Origin of the sequence: Streptococcus infantis, assembly GCF_047465035.1 — a bacterium.
GTDB classification, from domain to species: domain Bacteria; phylum Bacillota; class Bacilli; order Lactobacillales; family Streptococcaceae; genus Streptococcus; species Streptococcus infantis_T.
This window is the reverse complement of the sequence record NZ_JASHAQ010000001.1, coordinates 136,207-161,483: the sequence shown is the minus strand read 5'-3', so window position 1 is coordinate 161,483 and position 25,277 is coordinate 136,207. Positions and strand designations below refer to the sequence as shown.

Annotated in this window: 21 protein-coding genes and 2 pseudogenes; 6 read left to right on the top strand and 17 right to left on the bottom strand. The window is 39.8% G+C overall.

Annotated elements, in window-relative coordinates; genetic code table 11:
* Positions 1-141: 141 nt before the first annotated feature.
* From nt5e to QM406_RS00775, 10 genes are all read right to left on the bottom strand, one after another.
* Positions 142-2,175 carry a cell surface ecto-5'-nucleotidase Nt5e gene (nt5e, locus tag QM406_RS00820; RefSeq protein WP_414273135.1) on the bottom strand — a complete coding sequence of 678 codons (2,034 nt, stop codon included), beginning with the start codon at positions 2,173-2,175 and terminating at the stop codon, positions 142-144.
* A gap of 139 nt (positions 2,176-2,314) precedes the next feature.
* Positions 2,315-3,583 (bottom strand): D-alanyl-lipoteichoic acid biosynthesis protein DltD, encoded by a 1,269-nt coding sequence (gene dltD, locus QM406_RS00815; protein ID WP_414273134.1) that lies wholly within the window; start codon positions 3,581-3,583, stop codon positions 2,315-2,317.
* Positions 3,576-3,815: a D-alanine--poly(phosphoribitol) ligase subunit DltC gene (gene dltC, locus QM406_RS00810; RefSeq protein WP_049549333.1), complete on the bottom strand. Its 240-nt coding sequence runs from the start codon at positions 3,813-3,815 to the stop codon at positions 3,576-3,578. Before dltC ends, dltD begins: the two co-directional genes overlap by 8 nt.
* 13 nt (positions 3,816-3,828) lie before the next feature.
* A complete protein-coding gene (gene dltB, locus QM406_RS00805; protein WP_049549334.1) occupies positions 3,829-5,073 on the bottom strand; it encodes a D-alanyl-lipoteichoic acid biosynthesis protein DltB in 1,245 nt (414 codons plus the stop codon).
* Positions 5,070-6,620, bottom strand: coding sequence for a D-alanine--poly(phosphoribitol) ligase subunit DltA (dltA, locus tag QM406_RS00800; protein WP_414273133.1), 1,551 nt, complete (start codon positions 6,618-6,620; stop codon positions 5,070-5,072). Before dltA ends, dltB begins: the two co-directional genes overlap by 4 nt.
* Positions 6,621-6,640: 20 nt before the next feature.
* Positions 6,641-6,772, bottom strand: a complete 132-nt coding sequence (locus tag QM406_RS00795; RefSeq protein ID WP_075232369.1) for a teichoic acid D-Ala incorporation-associated protein DltX — start codon at positions 6,770-6,772, stop codon at positions 6,641-6,643.
* 227 nt (positions 6,773-6,999) lie between these two features.
* On the bottom strand, positions 7,000-7,704 hold the full coding sequence (locus tag QM406_RS00790; RefSeq protein ID WP_020902151.1) for an MIP/aquaporin family protein: 705 nt from the start codon (positions 7,702-7,704) through the stop codon (positions 7,000-7,002).
* Between the two features lie 70 nt (positions 7,705-7,774).
* On the bottom strand, positions 7,775-9,601 hold the full coding sequence (glpO, locus tag QM406_RS00785) for a type 1 glycerol-3-phosphate oxidase (RefSeq protein WP_084862640.1): 1,827 nt from the start codon (positions 9,599-9,601) through the stop codon (positions 7,775-7,777).
* Positions 9,602-9,642: 41 nt separating this feature from the next.
* Complete coding sequence (gene glpK, locus QM406_RS00780; protein ID WP_414273132.1) at positions 9,643-11,151, bottom strand: glycerol kinase GlpK; 1,509 nt, start codon at positions 11,149-11,151, stop codon at positions 9,643-9,645.
* Positions 11,152-11,309: 158 nt separating this feature from the next.
* Positions 11,310-12,737, bottom strand: coding sequence for a helix-turn-helix domain-containing protein (locus QM406_RS00775; protein WP_414273131.1), 1,428 nt, complete (start codon positions 12,735-12,737; stop codon positions 11,310-11,312).
* 166 nt (positions 12,738-12,903) lie between these two features.
* Between QM406_RS00775 and hslO the strand changes: the two genes are divergently transcribed.
* Positions 12,904-13,776, top strand: coding sequence for an Hsp33 family molecular chaperone HslO (hslO, locus tag QM406_RS00770; protein WP_414273130.1), 873 nt, complete (start codon positions 12,904-12,906; stop codon positions 13,774-13,776).
* Complete coding sequence (dusB, locus tag QM406_RS00765) at positions 13,763-14,743, top strand: tRNA dihydrouridine synthase DusB (protein WP_414273129.1); 981 nt, start codon at positions 13,763-13,765, stop codon at positions 14,741-14,743. Before hslO ends, dusB begins: the two co-directional genes overlap by 14 nt.
* Positions 14,744-14,994: 251 nt before the next feature.
* Here dusB and tnpA read toward each other — a convergent pair.
* From tnpA to QM406_RS00745, 4 genes and pseudogenes are all read right to left on the bottom strand, one after another.
* Positions 14,995-15,497, bottom strand: a pseudogene (tnpA, locus tag QM406_RS00760) (IS200/IS605 family transposase).
* Positions 15,498-15,753: 256 nt separating this feature from the next.
* Positions 15,754-17,316 carry a hypothetical protein gene (locus QM406_RS00755; protein ID WP_414273128.1) on the bottom strand — a complete coding sequence of 521 codons (1,563 nt, stop codon included), beginning with the start codon at positions 17,314-17,316 and terminating at the stop codon, positions 15,754-15,756.
* Complete coding sequence (locus QM406_RS00750; protein WP_414273127.1) at positions 17,282-18,277, bottom strand: hypothetical protein; 996 nt, start codon at positions 18,275-18,277, stop codon at positions 17,282-17,284. The genes QM406_RS00755 and QM406_RS00750 overlap by 35 nt, the downstream gene beginning before the upstream one ends.
* A 90-nt stretch (positions 18,278-18,367) precedes the next feature.
* Positions 18,368-19,051 carry a hypothetical protein gene (locus QM406_RS00745; protein ID WP_414273126.1) on the bottom strand — a complete coding sequence of 228 codons (684 nt, stop codon included), beginning with the start codon at positions 19,049-19,051 and terminating at the stop codon, positions 18,368-18,370.
* 342 nt (positions 19,052-19,393) lie between these two features.
* Between QM406_RS00745 and QM406_RS00740 the strand changes: the two are divergent.
* From QM406_RS00740 to QM406_RS00725, 4 genes and pseudogenes are all read left to right on the top strand, one after another.
* Positions 19,394-19,630: pseudogene (locus tag QM406_RS00740) on the top strand (hypothetical protein); the annotation flags it as partial.
* 105 nt (positions 19,631-19,735) lie between these two features.
* Positions 19,736-20,782 (top strand): DNA cytosine methyltransferase, encoded by a 1,047-nt coding sequence (locus tag QM406_RS00735; RefSeq protein WP_414273125.1) that lies wholly within the window; start codon positions 19,736-19,738, stop codon positions 20,780-20,782.
* Positions 20,775-21,854: a DUF262 domain-containing protein gene (locus tag QM406_RS00730; RefSeq protein ID WP_414273124.1), complete on the top strand. Its 1,080-nt coding sequence runs from the start codon at positions 20,775-20,777 to the stop codon at positions 21,852-21,854. The genes QM406_RS00735 and QM406_RS00730 overlap by 8 nt, the downstream gene beginning before the upstream one ends.
* On the top strand, positions 21,847-22,593 hold the full coding sequence (locus QM406_RS00725; RefSeq protein ID WP_414273123.1) for an MAE_28990/MAE_18760 family HEPN-like nuclease: 747 nt from the start codon (positions 21,847-21,849) through the stop codon (positions 22,591-22,593). Before QM406_RS00730 ends, QM406_RS00725 begins: the two co-directional genes overlap by 8 nt.
* A 248-nt stretch (positions 22,594-22,841) precedes the next feature.
* Here QM406_RS00725 and QM406_RS00720 read toward each other — a convergent pair whose 3' ends face one another.
* Genes QM406_RS00720 through QM406_RS00710 form a run of 3 tightly spaced genes read right to left on the bottom strand, consistent with a single transcriptional unit; the run spans position 22,842 to position 25,276 of the window.
* Positions 22,842-23,441, bottom strand: a complete 600-nt coding sequence (locus tag QM406_RS00720) for a response regulator transcription factor (protein ID WP_006154868.1) — start codon at positions 23,439-23,441, stop codon at positions 22,842-22,844.
* Positions 23,442-24,539, bottom strand: coding sequence for a sensor histidine kinase (locus QM406_RS00715; protein WP_414273122.1), 1,098 nt, complete (start codon positions 24,537-24,539; stop codon positions 23,442-23,444).
* Positions 24,539-25,276 carry an ABC transporter permease gene (locus QM406_RS00710; RefSeq protein ID WP_414273121.1) on the bottom strand — a complete coding sequence of 246 codons (738 nt, stop codon included), beginning with the start codon at positions 25,274-25,276 and terminating at the stop codon, positions 24,539-24,541. Before QM406_RS00710 ends, QM406_RS00715 begins: the two co-directional genes overlap by 1 nt.
* Between the last annotated feature and the right edge of the window lies 1 nt (position 25,277).

Here is a 25,277-nt window from a genome sequence, read left to right as displayed (position 1 = left end):
AAATGCCTTTGGTTTTAGGAACTTTGACAACTTTAAGAAACGAATTTTCATCGCTCTTAATATAAAAATAGAGAGGACAACGATTGTCCTCTCCAGATGTTAGCTTTTTATTCAACCCACTACAGTTGACAGAGAGCCGAATTATTTTTCTTGTTTACGGCTAGTCCAGAGGGCTGTCGCTCCAAGAATCATACCCAATAGCATCATGAAAATAGATTGTTCACTACCTGTATTAGGAAGTAATTTTTCTGATACGACTGTCTTGTTAGCAAATTTATCTGCAACCTTATAATCAACTTTTACAGTAGACGGTTGAGTCGGTTTTGTTGCTTGGTCTTCTACTGGTTTAGCTGGATCTTGCTCTTTACCTTCTTCAGGCAATGTAAATGTTTTTGAATCCACAGAAATCGTGCGTGAGTTTGGATTTACCTTTTCATACTGAGTCAAATCTGCTGTTTTAAGGTAATCTTCAAAGGCAGCATCCATTGAAGGACCTTCTTCTCTGGCACCACCAAGCATGGTATAACCGTCACCACCTGCTGCAAGGAAGTCATTGGTTGCTAGGTAGTAGACTTTTTCCAAATCTAGTTTTTCATAAAGACCAGTCGCACGATTCTTAACTTGAACAGCCAAGACACGTTTGCCTGCAGCTAGGTTTGTATCGTAGTAGACCTTGGCTCCTGAAATCTGTAAGAAGCCGCCACTTGGTTCTAGCAATGGTTGACCATTTTCATCCAGAACAGTTTTTCCTGCCTTATCAACCTGCAAGATAGATCCGAGTGATTTTTCAAACATATCCAGAACTTGCTGACCAGTTACTTGAATTTGTGAGATTGTGTTCCCAAATGGTAGAACCGCAATGACATTTCCTTTTGTAATTGGCTTATCTTTGGCAATCGTTTCACGCAAGCCACCACCGTTTGTCACAGCGATATCCGTCGGATGACTAAAGCCTGTTTGACCATACTGGTAGAGAGAATCTGCGACAACATTTCCAAGGTTAGTTTCGCGGACACGGACATTTTCACGGTCACCGTTCAATTCAACTGGGCTATTTGAAACAACTTCTACAGCATTTTCAGCGTCATACTTTTGTTTGATGTCCTTGACAAGTTTTTCAATTTTTGGATTAGCTTCCAATTTCTTAGCATCAGCAGCTGCAATGAGTGAAGGATTACCCAATAATTGACGAGATTTGTAAGTGATTTTTCCGACATTATGGAGATAGCTTCCTGTCTGGTTGTAGGTCACATTGTTCCCATAGGTAGTCGATTCTACTGTATGAGAGTGACCGTCAATCACTGTAACACGCTTACCTTTCAAAAGAGGATTTTTTGAAAGTGCTTCTGCAAGAGTAGAACCACGCCATTCTACTGGTGTTGTTGTATCAACTCCCAAATGAGCAAGGACAACATAGTGTTTGTAGTCTTTGCCTTCTGCCAAGGCTTTAGCTTGAATCTCTTCGATAACCTTGTTAACCTCGGCAATAGGTTCTGTAAAGGTTACTCCTTTGACATTTTTAGGGTGGGTCTTAGTAGCTGTCTCAGGCGTTGTCACACCGATGACGACAAATTCATCACCTTCAACATCCTTATTCTTATCAACAATTGTTGCTGCTTCAAATAGACGAGCGCCATTCACATAAGTGTTTGAGCTGAGCAATGGGAAGTTCAAAATTTCTTTGTATTTTTTAACTTCATCAAGTCCAAAGTCAAACTCATGATTTCCTACAGCCATAGCATCGTATCCCATCTCATTTAGGATTTTGGCGCGAGCTTCACCCTTTGTAGAGTTTGAAATCGGTAGACCTTGGAAGGCATCACCTGCATCCACCACTAGAGTCGTTTGGTTGCCCTTTTCTCGCTCCTTCTCAATAACTGTCGCGAGTTTGGCATCTCCGATTACTCCTTTTTCTTCTACGATACGACCATGCACGTCATTGGTGTGCAAGATAACAGTATCTGCTTCTTCTTTTTGAGGTGCAGCTTCTTCAGCTGGCGTTGCCGGACTTGTAACAACCTCAGGAGTCGCTGCTACTACTGGTGCTTCTGCAGTATTTACAACTTCTGTAGCTTCTGAAGTACTAGTATTTTCTTCAGCATAGACCTGTCCAGCTAAGAAGGCTGGAGCTAATAGGGCTGTCGATAGGACTGGCAACAAAAAACGTTTATTCATATTGAAATCCCTTTCTCTTCTTTCTTCTACCATTATACGCTATTTAGCATCATTTTAAAACTTTTAACCTTTTTGAAGGTAATCTATCTGACATTTCATAAAAAAAGTCTGAACAAAAAGTTCAAACTCCTTTTCTATATTATTGAAAATCTTTAATATTCCCATCGTAATTTGCCCAATCCTGGCTAAAGAAACGGTCATTCATCTGGTAATTAGGTGCTGTTGTCGGATTGCTCAAAAAGGGATTTACCACCTTATCAAACGCCAACCAGCCTAACCAACCGATATGAATCGTATCCTTAACAAAGTAGGGATCTCCACCATTTTTTGAAAAGTCAGCGATATTGGTGAAGCCTTGACTCTCCAACTGGTAACGAATTTTTTCAATAGAGTGTTGATACATTTCTTCGCTCAAACCTGTATAGTTCATCCATTTTTGATTGACAGGTTGAAAGACAAAGAGCACATTAACCTTAGACTTGGCAAATTGATCAAGCACTAGCTGCAAATCATTGTACTCAGTTGATTGGAGAAAGTTAAAATTCTTTTGAGATCCTTCCCATTTTTTCCAATCTTTCTTTAACTTAGTATTGTAAAAATGGTTCTCTACTCCCAAATCATTATTGGTCGTATTTTCTTCACCCTCTTTTCGAGCGATATTTTCCAATTCTTCATAAGAAAATTGATCTGGGAGACTGCTCAAATATTTCTCAACATGATCTTTGTACCTTAATCGTCCACGAATGGAGAATTGTCCAAAAAGAGCTGATTGTTTCTCATTTAATTGCGACGAAATATTAATCATACTTTGGTCGAACTCTGATAATTTTTCTCCTTTAGCTAATTTCTCAACGATGCTCTTCATAGAAACACCAGGATTTTGCTTTAAGAGTCTATTGGCAGCATACTGAGAGGCTGCATCCCCAGATTGATTCTCTAAAAAGGCAGTCAACTGGTCATTGTTAAAATAAGTTTGGAAAATAGTCGGGTCATGATCTTCTTTTGTAAACCACTGTGGAGAAATGACAAATACCGCTTGCTTATTTTCAAGTTCGGATGTAATTTGTTGTATTCCAAAATACTGACTGAGGGTAGCTGCTCCTGCCTGTCCCATAAAGTAAGGACGATAAGAACGGTCATACTTTTCAGCTAGTACTGCTGGATGCATACTATCAAAACGCATCCACTCACTAGATCCACAAAAAGGCACAAAACGCATATCAGGATCCGTAAGAGCTCTTACTTTTTGACTTCTTTCCTTAAAGCTTTCTGCACTTATCGAAGCGGCAGAGTATTTTTCCTCCATGAGATTATGACTTGGGCTACTTGGATAGAAACAGATAAGAAGGCACACCAACAAGCCCGCTAGAAAGACAGGCCCGAAAATCACCCACAAACGCTTAAGCATTCTTTAACTCCGTAATTCCTGCTATGATTTTATTAGCTGTATTCCAGTCATCACGACCAAATTCTGTAACTGGGACACGAATATCAAAGTGATTTTCGATTTCCACGATTAATTCAACTGTTCCCATACTGTCCAAGACACCCGCATCAAAAAGATCATCATCCATCATGTCAGAAACATCTTCCATAAACAATTCATCAATAATTTCAATAACTTCTGATTTGATATCCATTTTTTAATTCCTTTTATTTTTTAAACCATAAATCATTCAAAAATCCAGAGAAGATTAAGAATGAAATCATTACGACATGGAAGGTTATAACCATGCCAAGCAACTGAACCCAGCGATTCTCAGGCAAGGGAGCTTGCCCTGCTTTCTTACGTTCTTTATTGAGCGTTTTTTTCTTTCGAACCCAAGCATCATTAATCACTAAACCTAGCCCATGAAAGAGTCCATAGACAATGTAAAACCAAGTTATCCCATGCCAGAACCCCATAAGGAGCATGTTCAGGATATAGGCGACACTTGAAGTCACATTTCGATTCTTAAAAAGCTTCTTTCTCGTCATCACCATGACCATGCGCATAAAGACAAAGTCACGAAACCAGAAGGATAAACTCATGTGCCAGCGATTCCAAAACTCTTTCAAATCTCTTGACAAGAAAGGTTTGTTGAAGTTAATCGGACTACGAATTCCCATCAGATTTGAAATAGCTATAGCAAACATAGAGTAACCCGCAAAGTCAAAGAAGAGCTCCAGACCAAATGTGTACATGACTGCAACTACATAGTAGTTAAAGAAGCCACCTGTTTGTAAAGCTAAATTCTTTAGCGGTGGCAATAAAATCTCGCCTAAAATATGAGCTAGGATAAATTTATACAGAAATCCCCACATGATATACCGAACGGACTCGGCTAGCATATCCATCAACTCATCGCGCTCTGGAATTGTCTGATAATTTTCATTAAAACGTTTGAAACGATCAATAGGACCACTTGAAAAAGTCGGCATGAAGAGAAGGAAACGAAGGAATTCCCAGAGTGCGAAATCCTTAATCACTCCATCTCTCAGCTCGATTATAATCCCAACCGAACGAAACGTCAGATAAGAAATTCCCAAAAATCCAAGCAAAGACTGCGTTCCATTGATAGCTGGTTGCACCTTGACAAAGATAATCGGAAGTAGGGACAGAAAACTAACTAAGTAGAAAACCCACTTGCCATCCTTATTTTTTCGATAATGCTTGTAAAAAAGAACCAGTACCATTTGCCAAATTAGATAGATTCCTAAGGCAGCTAATTGATTGGTCTTGCCACCCGTCAACATGGTAACGATAAAGAAGAGACTAACCAGTATTTCATACCAAGAAAAGCGTTTTTTGAAAAAAAGACCGATAAAGATGGGCAAGGTAGCAGTAATCACGTACAAAAAGTACTGCGGATTCCCATACGGCTCAATATGAGGCAGCTGTTTCAGGAAATCCATCATCTATTATTCACCTCGTTAATCAATCCTTTGATATCAATCTTGCCATTTGGAGTCAGTGGCAATTCCTCTCTATAAAGAAACTTAGATGGCATCATGTAAGACATCATAATATCTTCCAAGTCTTCCTTGATAGCTTTCGTGATATCAATTTCGCGCTCAAATTGTTCTTTGACGCCATCTTTTAAGATAACATAGGCCAAGAGGTTTTGAACCTTGTGGTCTTTGTTGTAACGTGGAACTGCAACAGCGGATTCAACATACTGAGATTTATTCAAGTTTTGAGAAACATCTTCTAGCTCAATGCGGTAACCGTTAAACTTGATCTGGAAGTCCATCCGTCCACCATAGAGAAGGAGACCTTCATCTGTCATAGTTCCCACATCTCCCGTATGATAGGCTGGAAGACCTTCAAATTCGAAGAAGGCTTCAGCTGTTTTTTCAGGATTGTTCATGTAGCCTTTTGAAACAGCAGGTCCAGATACGATGATCTCCCCTTGTTCTCCATTTGGCAATTTGTTCCCTTCCTCATCAATGATAAAGGTTGGAGAATCTTCTTTGGTGTAGCCAATTGGAAGACGTTTCAAAGTTACTAACATCTCATCTGTAATAGCGACTGCTGACAAAGCAACTGTTGCTTCCGTTGGTCCATATGCATTAATGATGCGTGCATTTGGAAAACGCTTGCGCAATTTCTGAGCTGTTTTAACTGTCAACTCTTCCCCATCAAAGTAAAAATGAGTAATGCCTGGCATCTTTTCAGCATTGAAATCTTCAGACAACATGGCCATATCTGCAAAAGATGGTGTTGAAGTCCAGATAGCAATCGGAAGAGAAAAGATGGTCGCAAAGAGTTGCTTAAAGTCTTGAGTAATGGCTGATGGGAGGGCAAAAAGTGTACCACCAAGTGCCAAGGTCGGTGCCCAGTACATGACAGACAGGTCAAAAGAATAAGGTGGCTGAGCCAGCATTTGTGGACGACTTGGCGTCGCAAATTCCTTATCCGTAATCATCCAGTTGGTAAAGCTGAGAAGGTTATTATGCGAAATCTGCACCCCTTTTGGTTTCCCAGTTGTCCCTGAGGTAAAGATGATGTAGTAGTTATCATTCCCTTTGACCGGATGCGTCATCTCATAGCTTGCCCCTTGAGCAAAGGCTTCTTGAACCTGAGCTAGATTCATCATCGGTGTAGAAACCTGCTTCAATGGAAAGTCTGAGATAGCAATAATCAAACTTGGCTCTGCCACTTCTAAAATAGCCGAAACTCGCTCCAAGGCCGAATGACTGTCAATTGGAATGTAGGCATGACCTGACTTGGTCAAGGCTACAAAGGTAGCCAACATCTCATACTCCTGACCACCAAAAACGACTACTGGAGATTTTTCAGGTAATCCTAGCTGATCAATGGTTGCAGCCAAACTATCTGAATCAGCCTTTAAATCACCATAGGTACGTTCCTCACCAAGAACATTATAGACTGGAAAGGTAGGTTGAGTTTGGGCGAAATATTCAATCGCTTCAATCATATCTTTTATCGGCTTATTAGACACGATGATTTTTCTCCTTTAAACTAAAATTCATTGTAAATAAAGCTTCCCTGACCTTGACCTAGGTAACTAAAAAAGTAAAGCAAACCCAGTAAAACAATAAAATACAGGACCGTTTGCCCTAAAAAAATATATAATGGTTTCTTTCTATCCATGATCGATTTCTTTTCTGTAAATTTCCGTCAATTTTTCCACAAACAATTACTATTTTTTCTTGTTCCCATTTTACCACTTTATTCCCTCTATTTTCAACTGTTTACCATTTTTAGAAAGCACATTTTAGCTTATTTTAAGACAAGTTAAAATATTAATGTTTTGCCCTCAAAAAACAACAAAGTTTGAGAATCCAATCTCAAACTTTGTTACAAATAGCTCTTTTATCTTAGAAAAGTGAGAATACAAGCACGGCCAAGGCTGCACCGATAACAGGTCCCACAACTGGAATCCAAGCGTAAGACCAATCTCCGTCTCCCTTGTTTGAAATTGGCAAGATGCTATGCATGATACGAGGTCCAAGGTCACGCGCAGGGTTCAAGGCACAACCTGTTGTTCCACCTAGTGATAGAACGATACCGACAATCAAAGTTCCCACTGCGAAGGTTCCGATTCCTGCTTGAAGGTCATAAAGTCCCAAAGCAAAGATTGTTAATACCAATACAAAAGTTCCTAGGATTTCACTAATCAAGTTTGATACAGTATCTTTTATAGCTGGTCCAGTACTGAAGGTTGCCAGGATATTGCCTGCATTTTCTTCTGCCTCATAATGCGGTTTGAATTGCAACCAAACCAAAATCTGACCCAGCATAGCCCCTGCGAACTGAGCTAGGATGTATGGGAAAACGGAAGCCCAAGAGAGCGTTCCTTTTAAGGCCATCGCAAACGTTACAGCTGGATTTAGGTGGGCTGGGCTGAGCGTGCCAGATACAAAAGCCGCAACGGCTACAGCAATTCCCCAACCCATAGTAATCACAATCCAACCTGCATTGTTGCTCTTGGTTTTAGGAAGAACCACACCTGCAACAACACCATTTCCTAGAAGAATCAGGATTAAAGTCCCCAAAAATTCTCCAAATAATTCTTTCATCATATCGTTGTCTCCATTTTAAAGAAGGAGAGGGAAGGCAAGGAAGGCTTGTCTCCCTCTCTTCTAGTTTTTCTTAATTTTTCAATTCCGCTAGATCGTTGTTAGCAAGGGCTGCTTCAACATCCGCACGGTAAGTTGCTTTCTCGTCTTCTGTCCAGTCATAGAATCGTCCCATTTCATCTAAAACTGGCTCAACGATGCTATCCAAACTATCACGCATAAAGAGCATGTGGTTGGTACGACGAAGGAGGAAGTCAACTGGGCTAAGAGCCAACTCATTGCGCATTGCATAGTGAAGTGATAAAGTATCTGCCAAGCTGAGTCCTGGTGCTTGTTCTAAACTATGAGCAAGGGCAAAGACTTTCGGTACATTTGAACCATAGAGATTTGCGAGATAGTGAGCTTCCTTGCTATCCAATCCACGTGACACTCCAAGTTGCGCAAAGGCTTCGATTTCTGAATCAACATTTGCTGGGTTCAATTCCCCACCTGAAACAGGGTAAGTCTTAGAGTTGATAAGTTTAAAGCTACGGTCAAATTCTGCTTTGAGGATGTCAACCACGCGCTCCATAGCTCCTTCAGCCATCTTACGGTAGTCTGTGATTTTACCACCAGCAAGGGTCAAAAGGCCATTGTCATCACGATCCAAGCTCGAACCACGAGAAACTGCAGATGGGTCCAAATGTTTCTCAGATGTGCTGCTTTCAAGCTTGCTGACAGCAGACTCAACATCTTCACGCGTTTTTTCTTTAGAGAGATAAGATTCAACAGTCGCAATCAAGTTGTTAAAGCTCTCATCACTAATGGTTCCGTTATTTCCTCCATTGTAGTCAGAAGCGCTATTGCCTGCGATCAATGGACGAAGACCTGCCCAGCTACTTTCGATATCATCAATGGTGATATTGGCTTCTGGGAAGCGGTTGTTGACAATGCCAAGTAGATAATCTACATCTTCCTGCGTCACTTTTGGATGTTCCAAATCACCTGTGTAATCTGTATCAGTTGTACCAAAGTAAGTCTTGTTTTCACGCGGGAGAACAAAGACCATACGGCCATCACCCAAACCTGTATCAAAGTAAACTGGCTGTGAAACCTTGATCTTGCTTGAATCCACTACCAAGTGAACTCCCTTAGTTGGACGCATTTGTGAGAATTGGGTTCCCTTATTAGACAAATTGCGTACTTTGTCACTCCAAGGACCTGTTGTGTTAATCACCAGACGGGCCTTGATTTCAAAGACTTGGTCTGTCAACAAATCACGAGCTACAACACCAGTAATCTTGCCACTTTCGTCAAAGAGGAAGCCTTCTGCCTTAACATGGTTGGCAATGAGGGCACCGTCTTGATTGGCACGTTTGATATTTTCAATCACGAGACGCGCATCGTTGTTACGGAAGTCAAGGTAAACCCCACCTCCTACCAAACCTTCTTTCTTCAAGTTTGGCTGGCGTTCCAAGACTTCTTCCTTACTCAAAACCTTGTTAGCAGCTGGCGTGTTATTAACACCTGCCAAAAGGTCGTAAAGATCCATAGCTACTTTCAAACGGAAGAGGCTAAAGGTCGCTCCATCCTCATCGTAAACTGGCAAGAGCATTGGGTCTGGTTTTGGAATATGTGGTGCGATTTGTTGAACCACTGCACGTTCTGAAACCGTATCTGATACAACTTCTACGTCAAATTGTTTGAGGTAACGAAGACCTCCGTGAACCAATTTTGTTGAACGGCTTGATGTTCCTTCTGCGAAGTCCTGCATTTCAATCAAACCAGTTTCAAGACCACTAGCTGCCGCCTGTAAAGCTACACCAGCCCCTGTGATCCCCCCACCGATAATCAAGAGATCCAAGGTACGTTCCTGCATTTTTTGAATTGATAATTCACGTGTTTTCTTTGAAAATTCCATATTTACACACTTTCTAACTGAGTCGCTTTATTCTTCCAGTATTAGTCGTCGATTTCCGCAAAGACTTGAGTTGCTTTCACAGCTTTCTTCCAGCCCTTGTAGAGTTGTTCCTTGCGAGATTCGTTCATGGATGGCTCAAAAAGTTCTCCTGTCTCATTCAAGAGTTTCAACTCATCCAAGTCTTTCCAGTAACCAACTGCCAAACCAGCTAGGAAGGCTGCACCTAGAGCTGTTGTTTCCAAGTTTTTAGCGCGTGCAATGTCAATTCCTAAAATATCAGCCTGGAACTGCATGAGGAAGTTGTTCATAGCTGCACCGCCATCCACTTTCAATACTTGAATAGCTGTTTGAGCATCCACTTGCATCGTGTCAATGATATCACGTACTTGATAAGCAATTGATTGAAGAGTTGCCTTGATAAAGTCTTCCTTACTTGTTCCACGAGTCAAACCAAAGACAGAACCGCGAGCATTTTGGTTCCAGTATGGTGCTCCTAGTCCTGTAAAGGCTGGAACTACATAAACTTCATCATCATTGTGAGAATCACGAGCGTATTTTTCAGATTCTGGTGAGTTCTCTACCATACGAAGTCCATCACGAAGCCATTGAATGGCACTTCCTGCGATGAAGATAGAACCTTCCAAGGCATAGTAAACCTTGCCGTTGATTCCGTAACCAATCGTTGTCAAGAGGTTGTTTTCAGACAACTGCATTTCTTCACCAGTATTCATGATGATGAAAGAACCTGTTCCGTAAGTATTCTTGACCATACCAGGCTCAAAAGCCAACTGTCCAAAGAGGGCTGCCTGTTGGTCCCCAGCCATACCTGAGATTGGCACTTCACCGCCGTAGAAATGGAATGGAGCTGTCTTACCGTAGATTTCAGAGTTAGAACGAACTTCTGGAAGCATAGCCTTAGGAATATTGAGGATTTCCAAAATCTCATCATCCCATTTGAGTTCTTTAATGTTATAAAGCATGGTACGAGCTGCATTTGAGTAGTCAGTCACGTGAGCCGCACCGTCAGTCAATTTCCAAACCAACCAAGTATCAATGGTACCAAAGAGCAATTCCCCTTTTTCAGCTCTCTCTTGAGCGCCTTCTACATGGTCCAAAATCCAACGAACCTTAGTCGCTGAGAAGTAAGCGTCAATAATCAAACCAGTCTTTTCATGGAACTTTTCTACATAGCCTTTGCTTTTTAGTTGCTCAGCCAAAGGTGCTGTCTGGCGTGACTGCCAAACGATTGCGTTGTAGATAGGACGACCTGTTTTCTTATCCCAGACAACAGTTGTTTCACGCTGGTTGGTAATCCCGATAGCTTGGATTTGATTTGGCTTGATACCACTTTCGATAAAAGCCCCAGCGATTACTGACTGGACTGAGTTCCAAATTTCATTGGCATTGTGCTCAACCCAACCTGCTTGTGGAAAGATTTGTGTAAATTCTTTTTGACTTGAACTGACCTTTTCCCCTTTTTTGTTAAAAATAATGGCACGAGAACTGGTAGTTCCTTGGTCAATGGCCATGATGTATTTTTCTTGTGACATGTGCTGTCCTCCTGATAAAGATCTTGAGGTTATTCCCTCTTTACAGTAACTAGTATACAAAATAAAGCGCTTTCTTGTTTATCAAGTTTTTTAAAATTTTAAAAAAAATTGATAAAATTGTGAGAATTTCACAAAAAAGGCCTGGATTCCCAAGCCTTTTAAGCAAATAGTATCTGACGAATCCCTGCCAAATCTTCCATATCCAAGTCGTTTTTTAAATAATATACTGGAGTCTGGTCCTTTTTATGAATAGGGTTATTTGTAACCAGCAAATCATAATGGCGAGTTCGGTCATAGGCTTCAATAGTAATAAAACGATTGTATTCCAAATAGCGTTTCAAGATAGCAGTCATTCTTGAAAAGACAAGAAAACCAGATGTTAAATCCAGACCAATCCGCATATGCTGACCACCATTTTCAGCCATATACTCTATCAACTGGAGCCATTCCCAAAGTATTTTTTTATCCAAGTCCGTCCCCTGATGAAAAGGGGGCAAGGCATGGAAAATCTCCTCTGCCGTCCCCTTGAAATCATGTTCCATCAGTAAATAAGGATGACGATTCTCTAACTGGTACTTATAGTGATCCTGTAAAATATAACCCTTATATAGATAGACTTGAGCACAAAGCTGACTGAGTTCATAGGTGACATGGTCCTCTGTGTAGTCCCCCAGCAACTCCTCCTTCTTCATTTCTTGAATCAACTGTGTCAGCAAATCGGCCAACTGCCCTCCAAAACCAAGGATATATTCCATAGTATGAAGAGGAAGAATGCGATGAGATAGGAGGAAAGAGAAGAAAATCATCATCTCCCCATCCTCAGTTCCTAGAGGAAGGTGTTGTCCAGCAAAAAAGGACGGAACCTTTCGATGCAAACGAAGGTAGAAAATATTGTCAAAATACCCTCGCATTTTCTCTTCTATGACTTGAAACTGACAGGCATTGACACGGAGACGTTGTTGACTGATATGAGCCCAGAGAACCAAGTCCAATTTCTGCCCCGCAGACAAACTTGCACCGCAGATTTCTTCTAGTGTAGCAATCTCCTGTTTTCTCTCTGGTTTCTGCATGTGACCTTCCCACTCCTGACTTGACCAGACCTTACGGAAAAGACAAAAATAGAAATAACGAATCTGATGCTCTGGACCTCGCCACCGTCCATTTTGGATGGATAAATCAAATTCTGACAAAATCTGATTTAAGCTAGCTAAGTGACGACCAAGCGTAGCCTCGCTAATCATCAATTCTTGAGCCAGCTGATGGGCTAAAAACTGTTGGTGATAGAGGAGATAGACCAAAATCTGGTATTTAACAGCATTCTCCAAAAACAAGCTCCGAATATCTCTCCCCTTGGTAGCTGCACCGATTGACAGACGCAAATTTTCATCTTCTAAGGAGATATTCAGCTCCAAACCACTGTCCAAAGCCTTGTCATTGAGCAGGGTGACATATTTTGTTAGGGTTGCTTTTGAAAATCCCGTCTCCTCCATCAGTGCTTTTAAGGTCGTTTGTGACTCCTGCAATAAAAAAGAAAGGACTAAAAATTGACCAGCTTCAGCTTTTTCCATCAAGTCTCCTAAATACATTTATTACCCCTTTCATTTTCTTCTTCAAGCATAGCATAAATTAAAAAAATGCTAAAATAATCTGTTTATCTTTTTCAGTTTTTCCCTAGTTTCAAACTCAAATAATCCTCAGAATCAGCAAACACAGCACTCCCCCTTTGGGCATTTTTATGCTAAAATAGTAGCTATGGATAAAATTATTAAAACTATATCAGAAAGCGGAGCCTTTCGTGCTTTTGTCCTTGATAGCACAGAAACCGTTCGCACTGCTCAAGAAAAACACCGAACCCAAGCTAGCTCAACTGTAGCGCTTGGTCGAACTCTTATCGCTAGCCAGATTCTCGCAGCCAATGAAAAAGGGAGTACCAAACTAACAGTGAAGGTACTGGGCTCTAGCTCTCTAGGTGCTATCATCACCATCGCTGATACCAAGGGAAACGTCAAAGGCTACGTTCAAAACCCTGGAGTTGACATTAAAAAGACTGCAACAGGAGAAGTCCTCGTTGGACCTTTTGTCGGAAACGGTCAATTTCTAGTGATTACAGACTATGGCACTGGAAATCCCTATAATTCCATGACGCCTCTTATCTCTGGAGAAATCGGTGAAGACCTCGCTTTCTACCTGACAGAAAGCCAACAAACCCCTTCAGCTGTAGGGCTTAATGTCCTTTTAGACGAAGACGATAAGGTCAAGGTTGCAGGTGGTTTCTTGCTACAAGTATTGCCAAATGCCAAAGAGGAAGAAATTGCACGTTTTGAAAAACGCATCCAAGAAATGCCAGCTATCTCAACCCTTCTAGAAAGCGACGACCATATCGAAGCTCTTCTTAAAGCCATCTATGGTGACGAGCCATACAAACGCTTGTCTGAAGAAGAGATTCGTTTCCAATGTGACTGCAGTAAAGAACGCTTTATGAAGGCTCTTTCTAGTCTCCCAAGCTCAGACTTGCAGGAAATGAAGGACGAAGACCACGGGGCAGAAATCACTTGTCAATTCTGCCAAACAACTTACAACTTTGATGAAAACGACCTGGAGGAACTCATTCGTGACAAATCTTAATACACCTTTTATGATTGGCAATGTTGAGATTCCCAATCGTACCGTTCTAGCACCCATGGCTGGTGTCACCAACTCAGCCTTTCGTACTATCGCAAAAGAGCTCGGAGCTGGGCTCGTTGTCATGGAGATGGTCTCTGACAAGGGAATCCAATACAACAATGAAAAAACCCTTCACATGCTTCATATCGATGAAGGCGAAAACCCTGTCTCTATCCAACTTTTTGGTAGCGATGAAGACAGCCTAGCACGCGCAGCAGAATTCATCCAAGAAAATACCAAGACCGATATCGTGGATATCAACATGGGTTGCCCAGTTAATAAAATCGTAAAAAACGAAGCTGGGGCTATGTGGCTCAAGGATCCTGATAAAATCTACTCTATTATTAACAAAGTTCAATCAGTCCTTGACATACCCCTCACAGTTAAAATGCGTACAGGCTGGTCTGATCCATCTCTAGCTGTGGAAAATGCTCTAGCTGCTGAAGCTGCTGGTGTCTCTGCCCTCGCCATGCATGGCCGTACCCGTGAACAAATGTACACTGGTCACGCAGACCTTGAGACCCTTCACAAGGTTGCCCAAGCTCTGACCAAGATTCCATTTATCGCCAACGGTGACATCCGTACAGTCCAAGAAGCCAAACAACGCATTGAAGAAGTCGGTGCTGATGCAGTCATGATTGGCCGCGCTGCCATGGGAAATCCTTACCTCTTCAACCAAATCAACCATTACTTTGAAACAGGAGAAATCCTCCCTGATTTGACTTTTGAAGACAAGATGAAAATCGCCTACGAACACTTGAAACGCTTGATTAACCTCAAAGGGGAAAATGTCGCAGTTCGTGAATTCCGAGGACTCGCTCCTCACTACCTCCGTGGAACATCTGGCGCAGCCAAACTCCGTGGAGCTATTTCACAAGCTAGCACCCTAGCAGAGATTGAAGTTCTCTTACAATTGGATAAGGCTTAAACTTCTATACTGCCTTTCGAGTAAGGGGTGATTTCTAGAGCCTCTCATACCACCGTACCTGTCGTTCTGCATACAGCGTTTCAACGTATACCGTTCAAGGTAACAATCCAATCACCCCCGGTCTAACGGCTAGTTTGCATCAGAACGCTATAAGCCCAAATTCCCAGCCAGCGCCTAAAGACGCTGGCTTTCACTTTGTTCAAGCCTTATTGCTCTTGACTCGTCACTTGCCTCTCAAAGAGGCTTTAGTATTACTTACCACTATCCCTAAAGGGATCCTCATGCTCTTTTACACTCAATTTATCTAGTGCTATATCATGCTTTACTCGTTCTCAAATTTTTATACTCGTGAAGAAATCATCCACTGGATAATTTCTTTAATCTTGGATGTATTTACTTATTGTGGCTTCATTAAGCCCTACTGTACTTACATAATAACCTTCCGCCCAGAAATGTCGATTCCTAAACTTGTTCTTGAGATTGACGTGTTTGTCAAACATCATGAGTGCACTTTTTCCTTTTAAATAACCCACACTTATCCTTGGTGGGATACTTACTAACATATGTACATGATCTGGCATCAAGTGTCCTTCGATAATTTCAACACTTTTATAACTACACAAGCGATGGAATATTTCTCCTAAACTACTCCTATATTGATTATAGATGACTTTTCGTCTATACTTAGGGGTGAACACAATGTGATAGAACACATCCACTTTGTGTGCGATAAACTATGAGCATTTTGTGCCATATTTTTCTCCTTTCGCTTTACAATTGGCTTGAACACCTTTATTGTATCGCGTTTGGAGTTTTTTAGTATAACCTTCGACGCGCACCCGCATAGCGGGTGTTTTTTTATCTCGCACCTAACGGAGCGAGACGGACTAATAGTCACAATTAAAAAGCTAGAGTTCCGCAATTGGAAACCTCTAGCTTTTTTGTGGTTGAGAACTATTTTGTCCAAGGCTCTTAAAACAACCTTATAAAAATGACAAATTTTATCCCTTTTAGCGTTCACGTTTACGTTGAATTGTAAATCCTAAAATTAATCCCAAAATAGTATATCCACCGAGAGCTATCTGACGTTCCACTCGAGAATAACTACCAGTATTTGGTAACTCCTGTTTAGTCGCATCTTTTCTACTAAACGTAGGTAATATTTGAGATGGCGTGTCATTCGGTCTAGCACCAGCATGTTTTGGACTTGTCTTATAACCATTCAATTCGGCATTCAAATCAAAAGCTGGAAGTTCTGTCAGTGTTACAGTTGGTGTGTCAACTGTTGTGGCACCAATTCCATCTTCATTTTGGGTCACTTTGTAACCATTCAATTCGGCATTCAAATCAAAAGCTGGAAGTTCTTCAACACTTGGTGTTTCACGCGTAACTGCAGAAACTACACCTGTTGTGTCTTGATAAACTGCAAGAGCTTTGTCAATTGCAAGAATATCAGTCAAACGTTGAACATTAGATTTAGCGTCAGAAAGTGCTTTTTGAGCTTGTGTAAGCGCAACTTTTGCGTCCGCCACACGTTTGTCGGCAGCTGCTTTATCTTCTTCAGCCTTAGCCAATTTAGCATTCAAGTCACCCAATTGGCCTTGCAGGCGAGCTGCCTTATCACGAGCCTCAGTTGCTTTATTGATTTCACCTTGGACAGCCGCTACGCGTCCAGTCAAATGTTTGACGTAATTTGTAGCACGGTCAGCTGCAACTTTCTTTTCTTCAAGAGTTTCTGTAGTTGCTTGGGCAGCTAACTTAGCAGTCGCAAGAGTTGAAGTTGCCTTGTTTAATTCGTTTGTTGCAGTTGTAATAGCCGCAGCACGTTGTTCTTGACTACGTGTAGCCGCTGACAACTTGCCAGCTAATGCAGTTTGTCGCGCTACAAGTGCGTTTCGTTCATCTTCTTGGTGTTCTTTGAGAGCTTTTAGGTCATTTAAATCGCGTACAAGAGAGCTGTTATCGCCTTCTTGTTTACGAGTTACGAACACAAAGTGATGGTCTGCGATGAATTTCATTTTGCGACCGTAGAAAGTTGGATTTAGTGCATCATCTTTGAAGTTATGGATGTTATCCCAGAATTTCTTGCTGGACTCACTTTCTTCTTCAAGATATGTTGCGCCGTCTTCATCAGTTGAATATGTGCTACCAGTATGTGCATTATTTTCAAATGCGGCATAGCGTGATGTATCATTAGAACCCACAATATTAGCAAGTGCTAGACCCATCTTACCACCCATAGGCGCTAGAAGTGAACGGCGGTGCCCGTGATTGGCACCTGTTACGTTTGTGTATTTATCATACCATCTAAGTAGCATATCGTAAGCTAACGTTTCATTTGTTTCAATTCGATTAAAATGGATATATCCATCTTCGGAAGATGTAAACTCTCCGAAACCATCGCTGGCATTTTCGAGACCTTTTTCATTTTTATCCCCTGGCGCAGTCAATGATGTCTTATGACTCAATACATTATTACGTTGCATCTCGTTAGCGCGTTGTTGGGCGTAATCCAAGTAAGCGTCATCCACTTGCATATTACCCTGCGACACCGTTTGCTTCACGTAATTCATTCAACAATTTAACAAATGCTTGGGACAATCCGCGGTTATCCACTTTGTAGCGGAATACTGGACGTTTCTTGTAAGTGCGAGTTGCAAAGTCATATGGTGCCTTACGGTAGTCTTCAAGTGCTTTTTGGAAATCCAACATATCTTGAGTTGCTTCGATTTCAACGATTTTGACACCTTGGAAGTTGACAGGTTCCATTGTTGGGTTACCAGATGCATCTTTTGGCACATTGTTACGATTATGCTCGTAATCCATAAGATTGTCATGAGCTACTGCATTACGTTCAGATGGATTTAAATCAATCGTTTTGATAATTGGTTTGTAATTATCCACTTCTTGTTGTTTGGCATCAATGAGACTAGTCGTTGCAGCAATTTGTGTAGATTTTGCAGTCACTTGACTATTAACATCATCCAATTCTTTTTGGATTTCTTTAGGGTCTTGACTAGTTGTCGCAGTTGCTTGGTTCAAAGCAGCTTTCTTGTCTTCGACAGTTCTCTCTGCTAATGTGACAGCTTTTGTAGCGTTATCATGGGCTTGTTGAGCTGCTACGAATTCATTTTTTGCTGTTTGTTCGGCAGTTTTTGCGTCTGAAAGTTCGGTATTGAGTTCTGATTTTTGCTCAGTTTTAGCCTCAATTACCTTGTTTTGTTCTTCGACAATTGCAGATGCATTTTGCGCAGTTTTGACATCTTCTTTGACATCTGTAACAGCTTTTGTAGTGGCTGATTGTTGGTCTTCGGCAACTTTCACATTGGCAGTCTTTTGGTCAACTGTTGATTGCGCTGATTTAGCAACTTCTTGAGCCTTAGTCAAATCTTGACCAGTAACTGGTGTTTTGTGTGTAGTTGTTGATTCTATTGGTTGTGTAAGTTCATCCGCTTGAACAGCAGTATTAACAACATCGGCACCGACAAGAACAGAAGTTAAAGCAGCACCTAATAAAATATCTTTCTTTTGCATATATTCTCCTAGTATAAAATTCATGATTCATTTTCAAAATTATAACCTGTTCTCCTAAGAGGAACAAAGTTCAGTATTCTAATCCTCTGATTACCTGTTTTCTATAATCCTATGATGAGTCCTTGTCTCTAATAATTGAATTGTCTGAATTACAGATTGATAACGAACATTATCTTGGATAGTAGCTAAACTACTTTGCATTACTTCCTGATTGTATTCCACTCTTTCACGGTGTTTTTCTTCCGCCAGTAAGTTAGCTGCTTCTTTAAAGTTATCAGCTCTATAAGTTTCTAGATAACTATATAAGAGATATAGGTCATCCATATTAAAATAATCTTCTGGAATTTCTTCTTTATAGTCAAGGAACTGCTTATCTCTCAACAGTTCTACACCTTTTTGGCGATATTTGTTAGAAGCATCATTATCATAAGCATTTGAAAATTCCTTCTTGGCAGAATGATTATAAAATGCTTTTACAATAGCAAAAATAGGATAAAACGCAAACTGTAACAAAGCATAAGCTATAGCTATATGGAAAGTAAATATAGTTGGCACTAAACTGTCTTTAATCGACTTATACATAAAACCTATTATAAGAATGCTGATGATAATTATGTTAAATACTTTTTTAATTCTATAATATTTATCCATAATGCCATCATAGGCTTTATTTTGTTCAGCCGAAATAGCCTGCTCCAAATCCGATACTGTTTTTAAAACTTGAAAACAATACCCAAACATATAAAGCAATTCTTCCCTATTATATCTATTCATATTGGTTTAATGTTCCCCTATAGCCATAATCCGATTTTTGAGTATATTTATCATACAACTATCTATTATACCCCCCCCCCCGAAATGGCTTTGTCAAGGGATTTCTATTAATTTTAATAAAATATTTTATTGCCATCTATCTAGATTTTTGTTATCTGAAAAAGATTGATATCTAGTGTGTCACAACACTCAAAACTGAGCAAAAAAATAGGTTCATTTAAAAATTATTGTTTAAAATCATAACCACCCGTCAAACGGGTGGTTTGCACCAGAACGCTATAAGTCCAAATTACCAGCCAGCGCCTAAAGACGCTGGCTTTCACCTTGTTCAAGCTGACTCGTCACTTGCCTCTCGCAGACCTCCTCAATGTCGAAGAAGAGCTCACTCGTCTCGACAAGGAACTGGCTAAATGGCAAAAAGAACTGGATATGGTCGGTAAGAAGCTCTCTAACGAACGCTTCGTAGCCAATGCCAAACCAGAAGTCGTCCAAAAAGAACGCGACAAACAAGCCGACTATCAAGCTAAATACGACGCGACAGTCGCACGTATTGATGAGATGAAGAAGTTGGTGAAATAAAGAAACCCTAAGCAGTTCTGATAAATTAGTCTAATATCAGAACTGCTTTTTTTGTTGATTTATGGTAAAATGTAAAGATAAAACAAAAAGCAATAGGAGGCCGATATGAAAATAAATGCAGTTGATTTATTTTGTGGTGTAGGCGGTCTAACGTATGGTATTCAGCAAGCGGGTATCAATGTTGTTGCTGGTTATGATATTGATGAAAAAAGCAAATTTGCGTACGAGCACAACAATGATGCTAAATTTATTTTAAAAGATGTTAAGGAAATTGAAGACGATGAAATACTAGGGTTATATCCATCAGATACTGACATAAAAGTGCTGATTGGATGTGCTCCCTGTCAACCTTTTTCGACATATAGTCACAAATATAAAAATAATAAAAATACAATTCAAAAGATGGATTTACTAGACTACTTTGGAAAGCAAGTTAGATTGGTAAAGCCAGATATTGTTTCAATGGAAAATGTACCACAACTAGCTAAAGAAACTGTTTTTAACAATTTTCTAAGATTACTAGAAACTGAAGGATATAAAGTAAATTGGAAAATTGCTTTTGCCCCTGCTTATGGCATTCCCCAAAATAGAAAACGTTTATTACTTCTAGCATCTAAATTTGAAGAAATTTCCTTTATAGAAGAATTGTCTACAAAGGATTACCCGACTATTAGACAGGCTATAGGGGATCTACCTAAGTTAAACGCTGGAGAGACCGACCCGTTAGATGTGTTGCATACAGCTCGAAATCTATCTGATATTAATTTAAGTCGAATTCGTAGTTCTAAACCAGGAGGGACGTGGAGAGACTGGGATGATTCTTTATTACCGGAATGTTTTAAAAAGGAGAGTGGCGCAACTTATGGTTCCGTATATGGTAGATTAGAATGGGATAAACCATCCTCTACAATAACAACTCAATTCCCCGGTTATGGAAATGGTAGGTTTGGGCATCCAGAACAAGATAGAGCACTTAGCCTTAGAGAAGGAGCTATTTTACAAAGTTTTCCAAAAACCTATCAATTTATCAATAATTTAGACTCATTCTCCATTCAAAGAATTGCAACACAAATTGGCAATGCTGTCCCTCCAAAGCTCGGAGAGGTAATAGGAAAAAGCATATTGAAACATTTGGAGGATTATTATGCTTAAGCAAATAAAATTATTTGAAGATGAAGAAAAGCAGAAAAGAATACAAGAACAAATAGATCGTTTACAATATGAACTTAATTATGATACTCGAGATTATCCTATTAGTTTTATTGTAGATTTATATAATAATGAGAATGAAATTTTTTCTCCTGACTATCAGCGTAACGAATTATTATGGGGACCAAAGCAAAAATCAAGATTTATAGAATCGTTACTACTTGATTACCCTATTCCTCTTATATTTCTAGCTGATACGGATGAAGGTAGTATGGAAATAGTTGATGGATTACAAAGAATTTCAACTTTATCTGAGTTTTTTAATGAAGAATTAAAATTGGTAGGCCTAAACAAACTTACCGAATTAAATGATTGCACCTTGGATGAAATGCCTAAAAATGAAATAAGACGATTAAAAGCTAGATCATTGAGAGTCATTGTGTTGAAACATAATACTCCAGCAGATGTTCGCAAAGAATTATTTGATAGACTCAATACTAGTTCCTTACGTGCCAATACAAGTGAAATTCGGGCAGGAAGAGAACTTGATAATCCTCTTATGATATTGATAAAAAACTTAGCAGAAGATGAACTCTTTAGGAAGAATACAAATCTTTCCAAAAATAAAATTAACCGGAAAGAAGATATTGAATTAGTAAGTAGATTTTTTGCTTATAGTAATAATTTAGATAATTATGATGGCTCAGTGATGAATTTTGTTGATGGCTATATCCAAGAAGCTGGAAAAAATTGGTCTGATGAAATAAAACTTTCATTTGAAGATGAGTTTAATAAAACAATGAAATTTGTGTCCGATAATTTTGAGAGAGGATTTCAGAAAGAGGATCGAAATCATACACCTCGGGTACGTTTTGAGGCCCTTTCAGTTGGTATTAATCTTGCTTTAAGGGAATCTCCCCAGTTAAATGTCTCCGTAGAACAAATAGATAAACTATTAAACAGTGACCACTTTAAAAAATGGACAACTTCCGATGCTGCTAATAATAGAGCTAAAGTCATTAGTAGAATACATGGAGTTAGAGACTTTTTATTAAATGGTGAATTTAATGACTGAATATGAAAAATTGAAAAACGAAATTAATCATTTTATCAATGTAATTAATATTTATGAACAATCTATAATGGGAATTCCAAATGTGTTGACTAATTTATTCGAAATACAAATAATTAGCTCTCCCGAAGTTTTGACTGAACTAGATTTCCTACTGCATATTAAGGATAAAGATAGTTTTGAAGCAATTGTTAAAATTATGAAATCCAATTCTATTTTAATGCTATATAATTTAGTTGAATCAACCATAAGAGTTTCAATGTTAGAATATTATAGCACTTTAAACGATAAACAAATATCTTTTAGTCAAGCGATTGAATCAATTCAAAAATTATGGGTTAAAAACTATTTGAATCAAATAAATAGCAATGAGTTAAATCAAACCGTATTTGATATGATTTTAAATGTAATAGACGATAATTATAGTGTGGCAATAGAAAAGGAATCTTTTCATCTTTCTGGCAATGCAGATGTTAAAGAAATGAAAAAGATATTAGAAACACACGGTATTACATACAATAATGATTCATTTAGAGATTATGGTGGTGCTCTTTTAACAATTAAAAACAAGAGAAATTATTTAGCTCACGGAAATATTTCTTTTGAAGATAATGGGAAAGGATTTTCAATTCAAGACATAATTGAATTAAAGGATAAAACTTATCAATGTCTAGATTACTTTATTTCCCTAATAAATTCTGCCATTAGTAATCATAAATTTATGTCAGAAGATTTATTATAGTCTCAAAAAACCAATATTGTTCAATACTTTTAGAAATCACTTTACTACTTAACAAATTCTGTAAATTCAAGTCAATCTGAAAAATACAACATTGTAATTTAACTTCCATATATCATTAAGAATTGAGTTCATCTGGATTGATACCGAAAACCCACCAAGCGATGCCATTGGCTAGGTAGCAAAACAAACCTGAACAACACACAAAAATCTCTCAGATACATTTCTAAGAGATTTTTTCTTTCTCCCCCTCACAACCAGCCTTCTTCTTCGGCAGTTTTGGCTGCTTCAGTTCGGTTGCTGGCGCCTAGTTTAGAGAGGATATTGGTCATGTAATTACGGACGGTGCCGTTTGAGAGGTAGAGCTTGTCAGCAATTTCTTGGTTGGAGAGGCCTTGCGCAACTCCATGCAAAACAGCGACTTCTTGCTCGGTCAAGGGGTTGGGATGGGTCATCATGACTTCCATCAGCTCTGGAGAATATTCCTTGCGTCCCTCTAACACCGTATGCAGGGTTTGCATGAGCTCAGCGATGCTTCGCTCTTTCAAGACATAGGCGTCAACTCCTGCTTTGACAGCTCGTTCAAAATAACCCGGGCGTTTAAAGGTCGTAACGATAACCACCTTGGTTTCAGGCACTTCTTGTTTGATCCACTCGAGCGCTTCGAGACCTGTCTTGACTGGCATTTCGACGTCAAGGATGGCAATATCTACTGCTTCTTTCCCCAAAACCTCAATAGCTTCAGCTCCATTTTTCGCCTGCAAGACAGTCTCCACATCTGGTTGAAAGCTCAAGAGCTGGCACATGGCGTCTCTAAGCATACTTTGATCTTCTGCGACTAATACTTTCATCTACTTTCTCTCCTTATAAGGCAGATGCACGCGCACCTCTGTTGGATCTTTCAAACTGACCAGCTCTACTTGACCTGAGAAGGCTGCTGCACGGTCACGGACTGTATGGAGTTCATTTCCTTTTACAGTTGCAAAACCTTTCCCATCATCTCTGACCGTCAATAGCAATTCCTGATCTGTACGTTCCAGTTTTAGATAGGCTTTTTCAGCGCTGGCATGCTTGATGATATTGGTCGCAAGTTCTAATAAAATCATAGCAGCCGTCGACTCCACATCCTGGGTCAGGCTAGCCTTGTCCAATTGATTGTCAACCTCAACCTCAATTCCAGCAATCTCCAGCATCTTTTTGACAGTTTCAAGCTCTGAAGCTAGGGTCCGTGATTTCAGATTTTCCACAATAGTTCGCACTTCATTCATGGAATCCTTGCTGATCTGGTGAATTTCTTTTAATTCCTTTTCCACCTGTGGATAAGCCTCCATCTGAAATAACTGCAAGGCTAGATCTGTCTTGACACTCAGCATAGCAAAGGTATGTCCCAGGCTATCGTGCAAATCCTGACCGATACGACTACGTTCATTTTCAGCTAACAAGAGATTTATCTGGGCATTTTGCTTGGCCTGCGCTTCTTTCAAATCCTCTACAATACGAATCCGAACCAAACCAAAAGTCATCAAATCGACAAAAGTAAGAATCCCAAGCTCAAAGGCTACAGCCTCAGTTTCGACTGACTGAAACATCATGAGTTGTCCAACAACAAGAGCTTGAGCAAGAAGGAAAGTCCAGACATGAAGAGAACGTAGGCTACGCACTCTAAAATGATAAATCAAGAGATTGGCAAGGAAAAAGAAGAACCAGACATAGTTGCCATAAATAAAGACGGTATTCCCAGCCACATAAGCTAACATGATGAACCAAAAGAGCCAGGATAAGCGCTGACTCTTGGTGGTTAAAACGCCTAAGTAAGCCACCACAAATAGAATATCAACTAGTAAATGCCAGCTAGGAATTTCCCCAACTACTGCAGAGAGGATGGGAAAAACCATAAAAATCAAACTGGCCCAAAACATATAGTGTATGCTTTTCAGTCTTTCAAGCATTAAGTATTCTCCTTATGACCTTGAAGGTAAATGGTCAAACCAAACAAAACTGCTGAAAAAACAAGTAGATAAACTGTGGCTGATAGATTGATGCCACCCTCATTTAAGAAGGTCTTGATCAATTCCATCAACTGATAGCTTGGCAAACGCTTCCCGATTGCTTGCATCCAGTCTGGAAATAAAGAGACAGGCATCCAGAGTCCGCCTAACACAGCCAAGCCAAAGTAAAGAAGATTGCCTACGACAGACATCAACTGACTAGAAGGTAAGAGAGTCAAAGTCAAACCAAGAGCTACAAAAGCTACACTTCCTACTATCAGCAAGAGCGCAGCCCCAATCCAGCTTCCTAAAGGCATATCCACACCTCTGACCAAGTGCCCAACTGAGAAAACAACCAGGATTGAGACCAAATAATCAACCATCATACTTGTTATCTTTGATAGATAATATTCTACCATATTTACTGGAGTATGGCGTAATGTTTTCTGCCAGTTGTTGATTTTATCGGTATGTAAAACAACTGGGAATGAAAAGATAGCTGTCGACATCATGGAAAAAGCCGTCATGGAGATGAGGTAGTCGCGCATAAAATTAGCTGGTCCACCTGGTGTTTCCTGGTACATACCTGAAAAGAATAAATAGAAGGCTGTCGGCATCCCTACGGATAACAGATAATAGACTAATTGTCGTTTGGTCAATAGAAATTCTATCTTGTTTAATGCGATCCATCGTTTCATC